Here is a 14996-nt window from a genome sequence, read left to right on the forward strand (position 1 = left end):
GTGTCGCCGCCATTCCGGTCCGGTGGGGACGAGGTCGGGCAATTCGAGGTAGTCGCGGCCCGTTTCTCTGGTCTATTATCTGCGTATGAATGCAGATAGCCAGGAAGGTCGGTCGCCGCTGGCGGAGGGTCAGGTGGGCCTGGTTGTCGAGGTTTTCCGGATGCTGGCCGACGCGACCCGGGTCCAGGTGCTGTGGGCACTCGTCGACCGCGAACTGTCGGTGAACGACCTCGCGGGCCACGTCGGCAAGCCCGCGCCCTCGGTCTCGCAGCATCTGGCCAAGCTGCGGATGGCGCGCCTGGTCGGCACCCGCCGCTCCGGCACGACGATCTACTACAGCCTGGAGAACGAGCACGTCCGGCAGCTGGTGGTGGACGCCGTCCACAACGCCGAGCACGCGGGCCCCGGCGTGCCGCCGCACCACCGCGGCGAGGCTGCCGTGCGCGAACTACGTGCGCACCGGACCGGGAATAAATTACTGAAATAAGGCACTGGGCAACGGATCTCGGAGCGTGACGTGGTGAATACAACGAATGGGCACGGCAGCGGGCGGCACGAACACGGCGAAGGAATCGAGCACGGCCACGCGCATTCGCACGCGCATGGCAAAGAGTCCGGGCACGTTCATGACCACTCGGCGATGCACACGCACGGTGAAAGCCACAGCAGCCAAGGAAGTTTCGGCCACAGCGAACATCCGCACGAACATCCGAAGGGATTGCGCGGGGTCATCCGCGAGATCTTCGTGCCACACAGCCACGACGCGGCCGACAGCGTCGACGACGCGTTGGCGGCCAGTGCCGTCGGCATTCGAGCGGTGAAGATCAGTCTCGCGGTCCTCGGCGTGACCGCGGTGCTGCAGGTATTGGTGGTTGCGGTATCAGGGTCGGTTGCCCTGGCCGCCGACACCATTCACAACTTCTCGGACGCGTTGACCGCGGTGCCGCTGTGGATCGCGTTCGCACTCGGGCGACGCGCGGCCACCCGGCGCTATACCTACGGGTTCGGCCGCGCCGAGGATCTGGCCGGCCTGTTCGTCGTCGCGATGATCGCGCTGTCGGCTTTGGTCGCCGGATACGAGGCGGTCCGCAGACTCATCGCGCCGGTGCCGATCGAGCATCTCGGCTTGGTCGCCCTCGCGGGCGTGATCGGCTTCCTCGGCAACGAGACCGTCGCGCTGTACCGCATCCGGGTCGGGCGGCAGATCGGCTCGGCCGCACTCGTCGCGGACGGCCTGCACGCCCGCACCGACGGCTTCGCCTCGCTGGCGGTGCTGCTCGGCGCGGCAGGCGTCGCGCTCGGCTTCCCGCTCGCCGACCCGCTCGTCGGCCTGCTGATCACCGTTGCCATCCTCGCGGTGCTGCGCACCGCGGCCCGAGATGTGCTGCGCCGCCTGATGGACGCGGTCGAGCCGGGTCTGGTGGCCGCAGCCGAACGGGCCCTCGCCGCCGACCCGGACGTGCAGGGCGTGCGCAGCCTGCGGATGCGCTGGATCGGCCACCGGCTGCACGCCGACGTCGAACTGGACGTCGCACCGTCCATCACCCTGGCCGACGCCCACCGCGTCGCCCACGAGGCCGAGCACACCCTCACCCACGTGGTCCCCAAACTGAACACCGCCGTCGTACACGCCTACCCGGCGCACGCTGGGTAAAAGAACATGGGTAGCTCACCGGGTATGGGCTAATTCAGCCGCGCTGTCACCGCCGGGCGCCAACGGGACGGTCGAGGCACCTGAGTCCGGCTTGAATACTCGGAGAGGCGGACTAGCATTCGCCGTGTGAAGTGGCTCATGGTCGGTGCGTGCTGAACCATGCTGACGCGCGTCCGGAACCTCTCGAAGCTGCCTGACCTGCTCCATCGGAGCCGGAACCCGGACGTGGCACCTGAATCTGGCCTGAATCCGCGGAGAGGCGGGACAGGTCACTGAAGAAAAAGGAGTTCCGATGTTGAGCACTATGCAGGACGAGCCGTTGTCGTTGGCGACGTTGCTGCGCTACGCATCGACGTTTGTCGGCGATTCGACCGTGTCCACCTGGACCGGTACGGGCGTGCGCACCATGACCTATCGCGAGGTGGGCGCGGACGCGGCGCGGCTGGCGAACGCGTTGCGCGAGCTGGGCATCGGCATCGGCGATCGAGTCGGCACCTTCATGTGGAACAACAACGAGCATCTGGTGGCCTACATCGCGGCGCCTGCGATGGGGGCGGTGCTGCACGCGCTCAACATCCGGTTGTTCCCCGATCAATTGGTCTATGTGGCCAACCATGCCGAGGACAAGGTGGTGCTGGTCGACGGCACGTTGCTGCCGATGTTCGCCCAGTACCTGCCGAACTTGAAGACGGTCCGGCACGTCATCGTGGTCAACGGCGACGCATCGACGCTGTCCGCACCCGAGGGTGTGCAGGTGCACGCCTACACCGAACTCCTTGCCGCGCAGCCGGATACCTACGACTTCCCGGTGATCGACGAACGTTCCGCGGCGGCAATGTGTTACACCTCCGGCACCACCGGCGATCCGAAGGGCGTGGTGTATTCGCACCGCTCGAACTGGTTGCACGCGATGCAGGTGTGCTCGCCGAGCGGCATGGCCTTCACCGGCCGCGACACCATCCTCGCCATCGTTCCGCTGTTCCACGCCAACGCGTGGGGCATCCCGTACGCGGCGCTGATGTCGGGCGCGAATGTGCTGATGCCGGACCGGTTCCTGCAGCCGGGCCCGCTGCTGGAGATGATGGCGGCGCAGCGGCCGACGTTCGCCGCGGCGGTGCCGACTATCTGGGGCGGCGTGCTGGCCGGTCTGGCCGCGCACCCCCAGGACATCACCCATCTGCGCACCGCGGTGGTCGGTGGTTCCGCCGTGCCGCCGTCGATGATGCGCGCCTTCCAGGAAAAGCATGGCGTGCGCATCCTGCACGCGTGGGGCATGACGGAGACCTCGCCGCTCGGCAGCGTCGCGCATCCGCCGACCGGTGTGACCGGCGAGGACGAGTGGGAGTACCGCTACACCCAGGGCCGATTCCCGGCGAGCGTGCAGGCCAGGCTGGTCGGCGACGACGGCAGCGTGGTCCCGAACGACGGGGAAGCGCTGGGCGAGTTGGAGGTTCGTGGTCCGTGGATCACCGGCTCCTACTACTCGCCGGACGGCGCCGAGGTCGATCCGGACAAGTTCGACGATGGCTGGTTGCGCACCGGTGACGTCGGCAAGATCAGCAAGGACGGCTATCTTACCCTGGTCGACCGGTCCAAGGATGTGATCAAGTCCGGCGGCGAATGGATTTCGTCGGTAGACCTGGAGAACGCCGTGATGGGTCACCCGGCCGTCGCCGAGGCGGCCGTGATCGGCGTGCCGGACGAGAAGTGGGACGAGCGGCCGCTGGTGGCGATCGTGCTCGCCGAGGGGGCCGAGGCGAAGGCCGACGAGCTGCGCGACTTCCTCGCCGACAAGTTCGCGAAATGGCAACTGCCGGAACGCTGGACGTTCATCGCCGAGGTGCCGAAGACCAGCGTCGGCAAGTTCGACAAGAAGCGCCTGCGCGCCCAGTACGCCGATGGCGACCTGACGGTCACCACGCTGTCCTGATCCGATCGCGGTCAACCCGGCGCGCAATAGCTTGCCGCGCCGGGCTTTCCGCGTGGGCGATCAGCAGTTACGCAGTTCCGGGCTCTGATTCAGTAGTTGGGCCCTGGTGCCGATGAACGTGCTGTAGGTCTCGCCACCGACCGCGGACAGCGGGAAGGCAGCCACCCGATGGCAGTTCTGGAAGGCGAGCTTCACGCCGAAGTGCCGCTCCAGTCCGCCGCGGATCGCGTCGGAGGCCATCGCGCGCAGCAGTTGCCCGCGCGCCACCTCGTCCGGCGGTGCAACCAGGTTGTCGGCGTATTCTTCGCTGCCGGAACGCAGTTCGCCGGCGACCCGGCTGACGACTTCGTAGGCGTAGGGCAACGACTGGCGGACGACCTCGACGAAATCGGCGTCGTCGACTTCGCCGCGTTCGGCGCGTTCGAGCAGTGGGGCTGGGACATCGAGGGACATAGCGCTCTCCTCCAAGGATGGATGGCCGATGCGATGCGTCTCGAGTCTAATCGAAAGTCGTTGTCAACAAACCTGGATTCGCCGCGAAAGTGCCGAGTTCAGTGCGGTTTTCGTATCGACCGCGAGGGTGCGGACCAGTTCGCCGGCCGGTAACTCTGGTGCCAGGGTATGCGTCTGTCCCGCCCACAGATTCACGTTGTCCTGGTTGCCCGCGGACCTGGCCGCCGCCCGCAAAGGCGCGGTGGCGTAATGGATCTCCGGATACGCGACGGGTGCGGTCGCACTGTGTTCGACCATGAATTGATTGCGCAGGCCACGCGCACGGCGCCCGGTGAAGGCGCGAGTGAGCATGGTCGGGGTGTCCGCGACCAATGCGGCGCGGTGCACCGGATTGGTGCCCGCCTCGGGGCAGCGCAGGAATACCGTGCCGAGTTGCACGGCCGCCGCGCCCGCGGCGAGTGCTGCCGCGATGCCGGCGCCGGTGCCGATGCCACCGGTGGCCACCACCGGAATGTCCGTTGCCGCGGTCAGGATCTGCAGCAGGGCGAGCACGCTGAGCGGATCGGTGGCGTCGTCCTCGCGTCGGTCGACAAACGTGGCGCGGTGCCCGCCCGCCTCCGCGCCCTGCGCGATGAGCACGTCGGCACCGCGCTCGGCCGCGATCCGCGCCTCGGCGGCCGAGGTCACGGTCACCCAGCTCTCGGAGTCGACGGCACGCAGCCGCGAGATCTCCTCGGCGGTGGGGCAGCCGAAGGTGAAGGAGACCACCGCGACCGGATCGGCGACGAGCAGATCCAGTTTGGCGTCCCAGTCGTCGGTGTCGTATTTCGCGTCGCCGAGCGGATGCTCGCGCGCGAGCTCGGCGAGATAGTCGGCGAATTCGGCGGCCGGGGTGGCGGGGCCGGGCACGAAGAGGTTGACGCCGAAGGGGGAGTCGGTCGCGGTTCGGGTCGCGGTGATTCGGGCGGCGGTATCGGCCGCGCTCAGGTAACCGGCGGCGAGTAAGCCGACGCCACCGGCCTCGGTGACCGCCACGGTCAACTCCGGCGTAGAGGGCCCACCGGCCATCGGGGCGAGCACGATCGGGACTGCCAAGTCGTCGATGATCACTACTCGAGTGTGACCTACTGGACGGGTGACCCGGTATTTACCTGGGTCTTTGCCGCAGAAGGTTGCGGAATGGTCACGACGGGGTAGAGTTCCCGTCACAACGGATGCCAAACCGTTACATCGCAGACTTCACCGGATCGTTACCGAAACCGGGTCGGCGACAGGCCAGGCACCGCTGAACCAACTGTTCTTCGGACGCAAGGACGCAGCTGTGTCGCACCATCGGGTAGGCCCCAGTTCCATTACCGTCATGAGCCTCATCGGCGATGATATCTCGGGTCGGCCGACGCGGCATCGCGTCGAGTCGACCGCGACCGAGCGGGTGAAGGTCGCCGCCGGTGTCGCGGTCGCCGCGGGTGCCTTGATCGGCACCGTTTCTCAGATCGCCCCGGCCGTCGCCAGTCCGCTGCTGCCCGGTGCGCACGACGGTGACGAGGCCGACGCTCCGATGACCTTCCGCGGCACCGGCATTCTGCCGGTCGCCCAGGTCAAGGCCGCCCCCGCGCCGGAGGCCCCTGCTCAAGAGGCGCCGGTCGCCACCCAGGTCGCCGCTCCCGTGGCCGCACCCTTCGGCCTGCAGAACCTGCCGCCGGAGATCGCGGGCCCGCTGGCTCAGGCCGAGCAGATCCTCAAGGGCGTGCAGCAGCAGGCCGCGCCCGCACCGATGGGCGCGGTGCGTCCCGTCGGCGGCGAGATCAGCTCCGGCTTCGGTAGCCGCTGGGGCGAAATGCATTACGGCCTCGACTTCGCCGATCAGATCGGCGCCCCCATCCACTCGGTGAGCAACGGCACCGTGATCGAGGCGGGCCCCGCGTCCGGCTTCGGCCTGTGGATGCGCGTGCAGCAGGACGACGGCACCATCGCCGTCTACGGGCACGTCAACGAGATGCTCGCGCACGTCGGCCAGCGGGTGAACGCGGGCGATGTCATCGCCACCGTCGGCAACCGGGGCAACTCCACCGGACCGCACCTGCACCTGGAGATCTGGGACCAGAACGGCACCAAGATCGATCCGATGCCGTACTTGGCCGCCAAAGGAGTGCCGCTGCAGTGGGGCCCCTCGGCGCACTGATTCCGCTGCCCGGCTTGATATTCCGTCGATCTTCCGGCCCCCAGATGGGCAGGATGCCCCACGGGGACCGGTCGGTCGATAGGCTCGGGCCGTGACAGAGCTGGGCGACATCTTCGAGCCTGGATCACCGCACGGCCGCACCTATGCCGTGCTGGTGCATCATCCGCGATCGAGTCTCGCCGATATCGCGCAGTACCTGGGCGTTTCGGAGGAGACCGCGGCGGCATCATTGAACGTGCTTGCCGACTTGCGCGCCGCCGTGCGCGTGCCGGCCTCCGAGGGCACCGCCGCGGTGTGGGACGCCCACGCCCCGGAGTCGTTGTCGGAGGCCGAGGCTCGGCGCAGGCAACAGCAGATCAACCAGATGCACACGGCCGCAGCGCGGCTCAGCGAGACGTTCCGTTCGGTGCGCCGCTCGCCGCGCAGCAACGGCGCCGTTGTCCCGGTTTTCGAGCGCCTGGAAATGCTGGCCGATTTCGAGGAGATGCAGACCAGCGCGCGCACCGGCGTCAAGGTCATCGAGCGCGGGCCCTACCTCAGCGATCTCGAGCGCGAGCGACAGTTGTTCCAGCTCAAGCGGAATCGGCTCGGCGAGGGCATCCGGTATCAGACGCTCTACCAGGACACCATCTATCAGGATCCGGATCGGCTGCGCCACGCACTGTCCACCAATGCCAGTGGGGCGCAGGCGCGGACGCTGCCGGAGCCGCCGTTCAAAATGATCATCAGCGACGACGAACGCGCTAGCCTGGTGCTGCACGTCGATGAACGCCGCTCGGACCCCATGGGCTTGCGGATCACCGGCTCACCCGCGCTGGACCTGCTGATCAAAACGTTCGACGTGCTGTGGTCGCTGGCCGCGCCCATCTCGGTGAACCCGACCGCGGAGGCCCTCGACGAACGCGACCGCGCCATCCTGACCCTGATGGGTCTCGGCGCCACCGACGACACCATCGCGCGACGGCTGGGTATGTCTCGGCGTACTGTGGTCCGCCGGACCGCGCGACTACTGGAGCGGCTCGGCGCGAGCACCCGATTCCAAGCCGGGGTGCAGGCAACCCGGCGGGGTTGGTTGTGAACTAGTTCACCGATCCGGGTACTCCTGCAACGTGAGCGGTTCTGTACCGATATAAACCGTGGCATCTGGCAAGACACCGCTTCCATGGGGGTAGCGGCGGATGTGTGAACAAGAACAGGAGCCGATCAAGGGGGCGCAGGCCGCTGTCAGCGGTCCGTACGAATCCAAGACAGCACGCGTGGACACCGATCAGTCCCTTATATGATTGCTCGGAACCGCGCTGGCCCCGGACGATATGCCCTCTAGATGGGTAGGGCCGGGTCCTAGCTCGATGCGAGAGGTGAATGCACTCGAATGGAAACTGCCCGTCGTTCCGCTCGTGGTAGCCGTCGCCGCAGGTCGGGCAGCCCGCTGTTCGGGCAGTTGCTGACCGCCGCCGTCGAATCCGAGGCCAACGAGGTCGCCGTTCGGTTCAATCCGTCGGGTCAGCTCGACGACGAACGCCAGCTCACCTACGCCCAATTGGACGCGACCTCCTCGCGACTGGCCAGGGAACTGATCGAGCGCGGTGTCGGCCCCGGCGACGTGGTCGCCATCGGCATCGCCCGCAGCCTCGAGTCGGTGGTCGCCGTGTGGGCCATCGCGAAGACCGGCGCGGCGTACGTGCCGGTGGATCCGGCCTACCCGACCGACCGCATCAACCACATCCTGTCCGACTCCGGCGCCACGGTCGGGCTCACCACCTCGGCCCATCGCCCGGTGCTCGGCACCGGCGTGTACTGGATCGAGCTGGACGACCCGGTACAGGCCGCGCGGATCGCCGCCCGGCCCGAGCACCCGATCTCCTACACCGACCGGGTGCGTCCGCTGGACGAGCGGCACCCGGCCTACGTCATCTACACCTCCGGTTCGACCGGACGCCCCAAGGGCGTCGTGGTCACCCACACCGGCCTGGCCGGCCTGGTGGCCGCCGAACGCGAGCACTACGGGGTGACCGCCGATTCGCGGGTGCTGCATGTGTGCTCGCCGAACTTCGATGTGTCGATCCTGGAGTTGCTGCTTGCCTTCTCGTCGGGCGCGACGCTGGTGATCGCGCCGCCGTCGGTGTTCGGCGGGTACGAGCTGGCCGATCTGCTGCGTCGCGAACAGGTCACGCACATGCTGATCACGCCGGGCGCGCTGGAATCGGTCGATCCGACCGGCCTGGACGACCTGCGGGTCGTGGTGGTGGCCGGTGACAAGTTCGGGCCGGAACTGGTCGGCCGCTGGGCCGCGGAGCGCGAGTTCTACAACGGTTACGGACCCACCGAGGCCTCCATTCTCGCGACGAGCTCGGCGCGGATGCTGCCGGACGAGCCCATCACGATCGGCTCGGCGATTCCGGGAGTCGGTGCGTTCGTGCTGGATTCGCGGCTGCGGCCGGTGCCAGCCGGCGTGGTCGGCGAGCTGTACCTGTCCGGACCCGCGCTCGCGCAGGGGTATCTCGGCAAGCCTGGGCTCACCGCGGAACGCTTCGTGGCCAGCCCGTTCGGCGCCGACACCGATACGCCGGGTGCGCGGCTGTACCGTACCGGAGACCTGGTGCGCCGCGGCGAGGACGGGGGTGCCATCGAGTACCTCGGTCGTTCCGACTTCCAGGTCAAGATCCGTGGCTTCCGTATCGAACTCGGCGAGATCGACAACGCGCTCACCGCGCACCCGGACATCGACTACGCGGCCACCCTCGGCAAGACGCTGCCGTCCGGCGCGACCGCGCTGGTGTCCTACGTGCTGCCGAGGGCCGGAACCGCCGTCGACACCGGTGAACTCGCCGAGTTCATCGGAGAGTCGTTGGCCGCGTACATGATTCCGGCCGCCATCATGGTGCTCGACGAGATTCCGCTGACCCCGGTCGGCAAGCTGGACCGCGCGGCGCTGCCTGCTCCGGTGTTCGCCGCCAAGGCTTTCCGTGCCCCGTCCACGCCGGTGGAGGAGATCGTCGCCGACGTGTTCGCGGCACTGCTGGTGGCCGGTGACGAGGGCCGGGTCGGCGTGGACGACGACTTCTTCGAACTCGGCGGCAACTCGCTGCTCGCCGCGCAGGCGGCCGCCCGGATCGGGTCGGCGCTGCAGGTGCGGGTGCCGGTGCAGCTGCTGTTCGAGGCGACTACCGTGGCCGCGCTCGCGGAACGGGTTGAGCAGCACGCGGGTTCGGCCGCCGGTCAGGCGTTGCACGCCAGGCCGCGCCCGTCCAAGGTGCCGCTGTCCTACGCGCAGCAGCGGATGTGGTTCCTGAACCGGTTCGATCCGGCCAGTGCCGTCAACAACATTCCGGCCGCGGTGCGCCTGTCCGGCCACCTCGATATCGACGCGATGCGCGCCGCCGTGCGCGACCTCACCGAGCGGCACGAAGTGCTGCGCACCCTGTACCCCGAGGTCGACGGCGAGGGCTACCAGCGGGTGCTGGCGACCGGAGATCCGCGCGCGGTACCGGAATTCGTGGTCGAGCAGGCCACCGAGGCCGAGCTGCCCGGACTGGTCGCCGCGGTGGTGACCGAGGGCTTCGACGTGACGCTGGCGCCGCCCGTGCGAGTGCGGCTGCTCGAGCTGAGCGAGACCGAGCACGTGCTGGTCTGCGTGGTGCACCACATCGCGGGCGACGGTTTCTCGATGGGCCCGCTGACCCGCGACCTGATGGCCGCCTACCTGGACCGGATGCGCGGTGGCGCACCGGAATGGCCGCCGCTCGAGGTGCAGTACGCCGACTACGCGATCTGGCAGCGTGAGATTCTCGGCGCCGAGAACGACCCGGAATCGGTGCTGGCCAGGCAGATCGACTACTGGCGAACCGAATTGGCCGCGCTGCCCGAGCAATTGGAGCTGCCCGCGGACCGGCCCCGTCCCGCGGTCGCGTCCAATCGTGGCGCCACGGTGGCCTTCGAGATCGGCCCCGACGTGCACGCCGCGCTGAGCCGCCTTGCGCACGGCCACAATTCGACGCTGTTCATGGTCGTGCACGCCGCGCTCGCGGTGCTGCTTGCCCGGCTGTCCGGCACCAGGGACATCGCGGTGGGCACCCCGGTGGCCGGTCGCGGTGAGGCCGCGCTCGACGACCTGATCGGCATGTTCGTCAATACCCTTGTGCTGCGCACGGATATCGATTCGGGCGCGACGTTCGACGAGCTGTTGCGCGAGGTGCGCCGGATCGATGTCGAGGCGTTCGGCCACGCCGACGTGCCGTTCGAGCGGTTGGTGGAGCTGCTGGATCCGGCGCGTTCCGCGGCACGGCATCCGCTGTTCCAGGTGATGCTGACCTTCCAGAACCTGGCGCGCACCGAACTGGAACTGCCCGGCCTGTCCGCCTCGGCGGTGGATCTGGCGATGCCGCTCGCGAAGTTCGATCTGCAGCTGGCGCTGGTGGAGCGGATCGACAGGCATGGTGCGGCGGAAGGTATTTCGGCCGCCTTCACCTACGCCACCGATCTGTTCGACGAGGCGACGGTGCAGGACTTCGCCGACCGATTCGGCCGGATCCTGGCCGCGGTCGCGGGCGACTCCGGCATCACTGTCGGCGACATCGACGTGCTCGCGCCGGGTGAGCGCGATCTGGTGCTGCACGAGTGGAACAGCCCGGGCGCCTCGGTGCCCGAGGTGACCCTGGTCGATCTCATCGGTGCCCAGGCGCGCAGGCGGCCGGACGCGGGCGCGATCCGCTATGGCGACACCACGCTCACGTTCGGCGAGTTGCAGCGCCGCGCCAACAAGGTGGCGCGGGCGCTGATCGCCAAGGGCGTCGGCCCGGAAGCACTGGTGGCCGTTGCGGTTCCGCGTACCGAGGAGCTGCCGGTCGCGCTGCTCGCGGTGCTCACCGCCGGTGCCGGGTACCTGCCGATCGACACGACCTACCCCGCGCAGCGGTTGGAGTTCATGCTCGCCGATGCCGCTCCGGTGTGCATCCTGACCACCGCGAGCGAGCTGGAATCCGTTCCCGCGGGAGACATTCCGGTCATCCTGCTGGAAGACACGGCCGACTTCGCCGACGCTCCGGTGCGCGCGTCCGAGCGGACCGCACCGCTGCGGCCGGACAACCTGGCCTACGTCATCTACACCTCCGGCTCCACCGGCGTGCCCAAGGGTGTCGGCGTTACGCACCGCAATGTGGTGCAGCTGTTCGCGAACACCCAGTCGATGTTCGAGTTCGACGAGACCGACGTGTGGACGCTGTTCCACTCGTTCGCCTTCGACTTCTCGGTGTGGGAGCTGTGGTGCGCGCTGGCCAACGGCGGCACCGTCGTCGTGGTCGACTACCTGACCTCCCGATCGCCGGAACTGTTCCGCGAGTTGCTGATTCGCGAGCAGGTCACCGTGCTCAACCAGACGCCGTCGGCGTTCTATCAGCTCGCCGAAGCCGACCGCGCCGCGCAGTCCGCCGATCAGGCCGAGTTCGCGCTGCGCTACGTGGTGTTCGGCGGTGAGGCACTTGACCTGCGCCAGCTGCAGCGCTGGTACGAGCGGCACGCGGTGGACGCGCCGTGGCTGGTCAACATGTACGGCATCACCGAAACCACGGTGCACGTGTCGTTCCTGTCGCTGGACGAGCAGATGGTCGACAACGCGGCGAGCGTCATCGGCCGCGCGCTGCCCGGCCTGGACGCCTACGTGCTCGAGGACCGGCTGCACCCGTCGCCGGTCGGCGTGGCAGGCGAGATCTATGTCGCCGGTGCCCAGCTGTCCCGCGGCTACCTCGGCCGCCCCGGGCTCGCCGCGTCCAGATTCGTCGCGAATCCGTTCGGCGCGCCGGGATCTCGGATGTACCGCACCGGCGACATCGGCCGCTGGGTCGGCTTCGGCGGACAGGCGACGCTCGAGTACGCCGGTCGCGGCGATCAGCAGGTGCAGTTGCGCGGCTTCCGCATCGAGCTCGGCGAGATCGAGTCGGCGCTGGTGCGCTGCCCCGGCGTGAGCCAAGCGGTGGTGCTGGTGCTCGCGGACGAGAACGCGGTTGACCGGCTCATCGGATATGTGGTCCCCGACACCGCTTCCCAACTCGACCCCGTCGAATTGCGTAGCCAGGTAGGCGAATTCCTCACCGGCTACATGGTTCCGGACGCGATCGTGGTGCTCGACGTGCTCCCGCTGACGCCCAACGGCAAGCTGGACCGAAAGGCGTTGCCCGCACCGGAATTCCTCAGCACCGCCACCTTCCGCGCCCCGAGCTCGCCGGTCGAACAGGCCGTCGCCGAGGTGTTCGCCGGGCTGCTCGGCGCCAGCGAGATCGGCCTGGACGACGACTTCTTCGGCCTAGGCGGCAACTCGCTGCTGGCCACCAGGGTGGTCGCCCGGATCAACGAGGCGCTCGACGCGAACCTCGTGGTGCGCGAACTGTTCGAGTCGCCCACCGTCGCCGCGCTGGCCGCCCGCGTGGTGCCTGGCGCGGCCAAGGCGTCCGGCGCACGGCCGCCGCTGGCCCGGCTGCCGCGCACCGATCAGGTGCCGTTGTCCCTTGCCCAGCAACGGATGTGGGTGCTCAACCAGTTCGATCCGGACTCGCCCGCCTACAACATCCCCCTGGCGATCCGGCTGTCCGGTGTGCTCGACGTGCCCGCGCTGCGCAACGCCGTCGCCGACGTGCTGGAACGGCACGAGACCCTGCGCACCCGCTACCCGGCGGATCTGTCCGGGGTGGCCTACCAGGAGATCCTCTCGGTCCGCGAGTCGCTGCCCGGTGGCCTGGAGACCGTCTCCACCGCGGATCCGATCGGCCGCATCACCGAGCTGCTGTCCACCGGATTCGATGTTACGCAACAGGTTCCGGTGCGCGCGCTGCTGCTCGCGGTGGGTCCCGACGAGCACCTGCTCGCGCTGGTCGTGCACCACATCTCCGCCGACGGTGCCTCGATGGCACCGCTGGCGCGTGACCTGGTGACCGCGTACCTCGCTCGGATCGGCGGCAATTCGCCGCGCTGGTCGCCGCTGGAGGTGCAGTACGCCGACTTCGCCAGCTGGCAGCGCACCGTCATCGGCACCGACGACGACGAGAACTCCATCGCCGCACGGCAATTGGCGTACTGGCGGGAACAGCTCGCCGGGCTGACCGGCGAGCTCAACCTGCCCTTGGACCGGCCACGCCCCGCGGTCCCGTCGATGCGCGGCGCCTCGACCGGCTTCGCCGTCTCGCCGGACGTGCACGCGGCGCTGGTTCGACTTGCCCGCGAACACAATTCGACGTTGTTCATGGTCGTGCACGCCGCGCTGGCGGTGCTGCTGGCCAGGCAGTCGAACAGCAGCGATATCGCCATCGGCACGCCGATCGCGGGTCGCGGCGAACGCGCGCTGGACGAGCTGGTCGGCATGTTCGTCAACACGCTCACCCTGCGCACCGCCGTCGAGCCGAGCGTGAGCTTCGCCGAGCTGATCGACCGGGCCCGCGAGACCGACCTGGCCGCATTCGCCAACGCGGACATCCCGTTCGAGCGGGTCGCCGAGGTGGTCGCCGCCGGTCATGCGACCGTCTACAACCCGCTGTTCGGCGTGGTGCTGTCGTTCCAGAACAACGAGCAGCCGTCGCTGGAACTGCCCGGCCTGACGATCACCGGGCTGGACGGCGGCGAGATCGCGGCCAAGTTCGATCTGCAGGTGAACGTCGACCCGAGGCACGACGCCGACGGTGCGCCCGGCGAGCTGATCACCGCGATCACCTACGCGACCGACCTCTTCGACGAGTCGACGGTGCAGGCGCTGTGCCGCAGGCTGGCACGGGTGCTGACCGCGGTGGTCGCCGATCCGCAGGTGCGAGTCGGCGACATCGACCTGCTCGACGCCCAGGAGCGCGAGCGGGTGCAGTCCGCCGCGGAATCGGCGCAGGAGCCCACCGCCGCGGGCGCGACGACCACCACCGGCACGGCGCTGACCCAGGCGCTGACCGCGGTGGTCGAGGACGACCCGGACGGACCGGCGCTGGTCTTCGGCGAGGACGCGGTTTCTTACCAGGAACTCGACGCGCGCTCGTCCCGGTTGGCGCGCGTGCTGGCCGCTCGCGGCTGCGGCCCCGGCGACGGTGTCGCGCTCCGGTTCGACCGCGGCGTCGACGCGGTCGTCGCGACCTGGGCCGTGCTCAAGGCCGGTGCCGCGGTGGCGCCGCTCGCGTCGGCGGACGCGCCGATTCCGGCCGGACCGGTGGTCAAGGTCGGGCTCACGAACGCCGCGGCGGCCGCGGCAGGCGATGTCGATTGGCTCGTGCTGGACGATCCGGCGGTGGCCGCGCAGATAGCGGCCGAATCGCCACGGCCGGTCACCTACGCGCACCGCACGCGCGTGCTGCGTGGCACCGACCCGGCCTTCGTCGGGGCCCGCACGCTCGGCTACGACCAGGTGGCGGGTGCGGCGGACCAGTTGCGCACCGGCACCGAGCTGACCTTCGAATCGCGCACCTTCCAGTTCGGCGGACCCGCGGAGCTGGCGTTGATCGAGGTGGTGGCGACGGGATCGTGCGGTGCCTCCATGGTGCTCGTGCCCGGCGCTGCCGACCTGACCGAGGCGCTGGCCGACGAGTGGGTCAGCCACCTGCTGACCGACCGCGCCGGAGCCAGTACCCTCGATCCGGCGGCCCTGGAGGATCTGCGGGCCGTGGTGCTCGCCGACGGCGGCGATGTCAGTAGCGCATGGACGCAGGTGGCGACGGTTGTCGCCCTGTCCGATCTGCTGGGTGCGGGGTAAAACCCGGCTGGTACCGGGTGCAAGCCCCTAAAAACATGACTAGGGTCACTCGGGACCGGTTCGC

The 14996-nt window shown here is 68.9% G+C and carries 8 protein-coding genes; 6 read left to right on the plus strand and 2 right to left on the minus strand.

What is annotated here, in order from left to right; all coding sequences use genetic code 11:
• Nucleotides 1-85 precede the first annotated feature (85 nt).
• The 3 genes from ACIA8C_RS31720 to ACIA8C_RS31730 all read left to right on the plus strand — a co-directional run bounded on the left by ACIA8C_RS31720 (nucleotide 86) and on the right by ACIA8C_RS31730 (nucleotide 3584).
• Nucleotides 86-487: an ArsR/SmtB family transcription factor gene (locus ACIA8C_RS31720; protein ID WP_397141067.1), complete on the plus strand. Its 402-nt coding sequence runs from the start codon at nucleotides 86-88 to the stop codon at nucleotides 485-487.
• A 153-nt stretch (nucleotides 488-640) separates the two neighbouring features.
• A complete protein-coding gene (locus ACIA8C_RS31725; RefSeq protein WP_397141260.1) occupies nucleotides 641-1654 on the plus strand; it encodes a cation diffusion facilitator family transporter in 1014 nt (337 codons plus the stop codon).
• 292 nt (nucleotides 1655-1946) lie between these two features.
• The gene (locus tag ACIA8C_RS31730; RefSeq protein ID WP_397141069.1) at nucleotides 1947-3584 is read left to right on the plus strand and encodes a long-chain fatty acid--CoA ligase; all 1638 of its coding nucleotides are present in this window, start codon (nucleotides 1947-1949) and stop codon (nucleotides 3582-3584) included.
• Between the two features lie 60 nt (nucleotides 3585-3644).
• Here the strand turns inward: ACIA8C_RS31730 and ACIA8C_RS31735 are convergent, their stop codons facing one another.
• Entirely contained in the window at nucleotides 3645-4037 is a 393-nt protein-coding gene (locus tag ACIA8C_RS31735; RefSeq protein ID WP_375914966.1) for an SCO5389 family protein, read from the minus strand.
• Nucleotides 4038-4100: 63 nt separating this feature from the next.
• Nucleotides 4101-5147: a nitronate monooxygenase gene (locus ACIA8C_RS31740; protein WP_397141071.1), complete on the minus strand. Its 1047-nt coding sequence runs from the start codon at nucleotides 5145-5147 to the stop codon at nucleotides 4101-4103.
• A 250-nt stretch (nucleotides 5148-5397) separates the two neighbouring features.
• Between ACIA8C_RS31740 and ACIA8C_RS31745 the strand changes: the two genes are divergently transcribed.
• From ACIA8C_RS31745 to ACIA8C_RS31755, 3 genes are all read left to right on the plus strand, one after another.
• Nucleotides 5398-6219: a M23 family metallopeptidase gene (locus ACIA8C_RS31745; RefSeq protein ID WP_397141073.1), complete on the plus strand. Its 822-nt coding sequence runs from the start codon at nucleotides 5398-5400 to the stop codon at nucleotides 6217-6219.
• Between the two features lie 91 nt (nucleotides 6220-6310).
• Nucleotides 6311-7297: a DNA-binding response regulator gene (locus ACIA8C_RS31750; RefSeq protein ID WP_397141075.1), complete on the plus strand. Its 987-nt coding sequence runs from the start codon at nucleotides 6311-6313 to the stop codon at nucleotides 7295-7297.
• A 294-nt stretch (nucleotides 7298-7591) separates the two neighbouring features.
• Nucleotides 7592-14932 (plus strand): amino acid adenylation domain-containing protein, encoded by a 7341-nt coding sequence (locus ACIA8C_RS31755; protein ID WP_397141077.1) that lies wholly within the window; start codon nucleotides 7592-7594, stop codon nucleotides 14930-14932.
• Nucleotides 14933-14996 lie beyond the last annotated feature (64 nt).

It is taken from the genome of Nocardia sp. NPDC051321, assembly GCF_044455225.1.
GTDB lineage: Bacteria > Actinomycetota > Actinomycetes > Mycobacteriales > Mycobacteriaceae > Nocardia.

Bases quoted from the DNA above. Each gene is read 5' to 3' on its own strand.
- ACIA8C_RS31745 (WP_397141073.1), top strand. From the start codon at position 5,398: ATGAGCCTCATCGGCGATGATATCTCGGGTCGGCCGACGCGGCATCGC.
- ACIA8C_RS31735 (WP_375914966.1), bottom strand. From the start codon at position 4,037: ATGTCCCTCGATGTCCCAGCCCCACTGCTCGAACGCGCCGAACGCGGC.
- ACIA8C_RS31730 (WP_397141069.1), top strand. From the start codon at position 1,947: ATGTTGAGCACTATGCAGGACGAGCCGTTGTCGTTGGCGACGTTGCTG.
- ACIA8C_RS31720 (WP_397141067.1), top strand. From the start codon at position 86: ATGAATGCAGATAGCCAGGAAGGTCGGTCGCCGCTGGCGGAGGGTCAG.
- ACIA8C_RS31755 (WP_397141077.1), top strand. From the start codon at position 7,592: ATGGAAACTGCCCGTCGTTCCGCTCGTGGTAGCCGTCGCCGCAGGTCG.
- ACIA8C_RS31725 (WP_397141260.1), top strand. From the start codon at position 641: ATGCACACGCACGGTGAAAGCCACAGCAGCCAAGGAAGTTTCGGCCAC.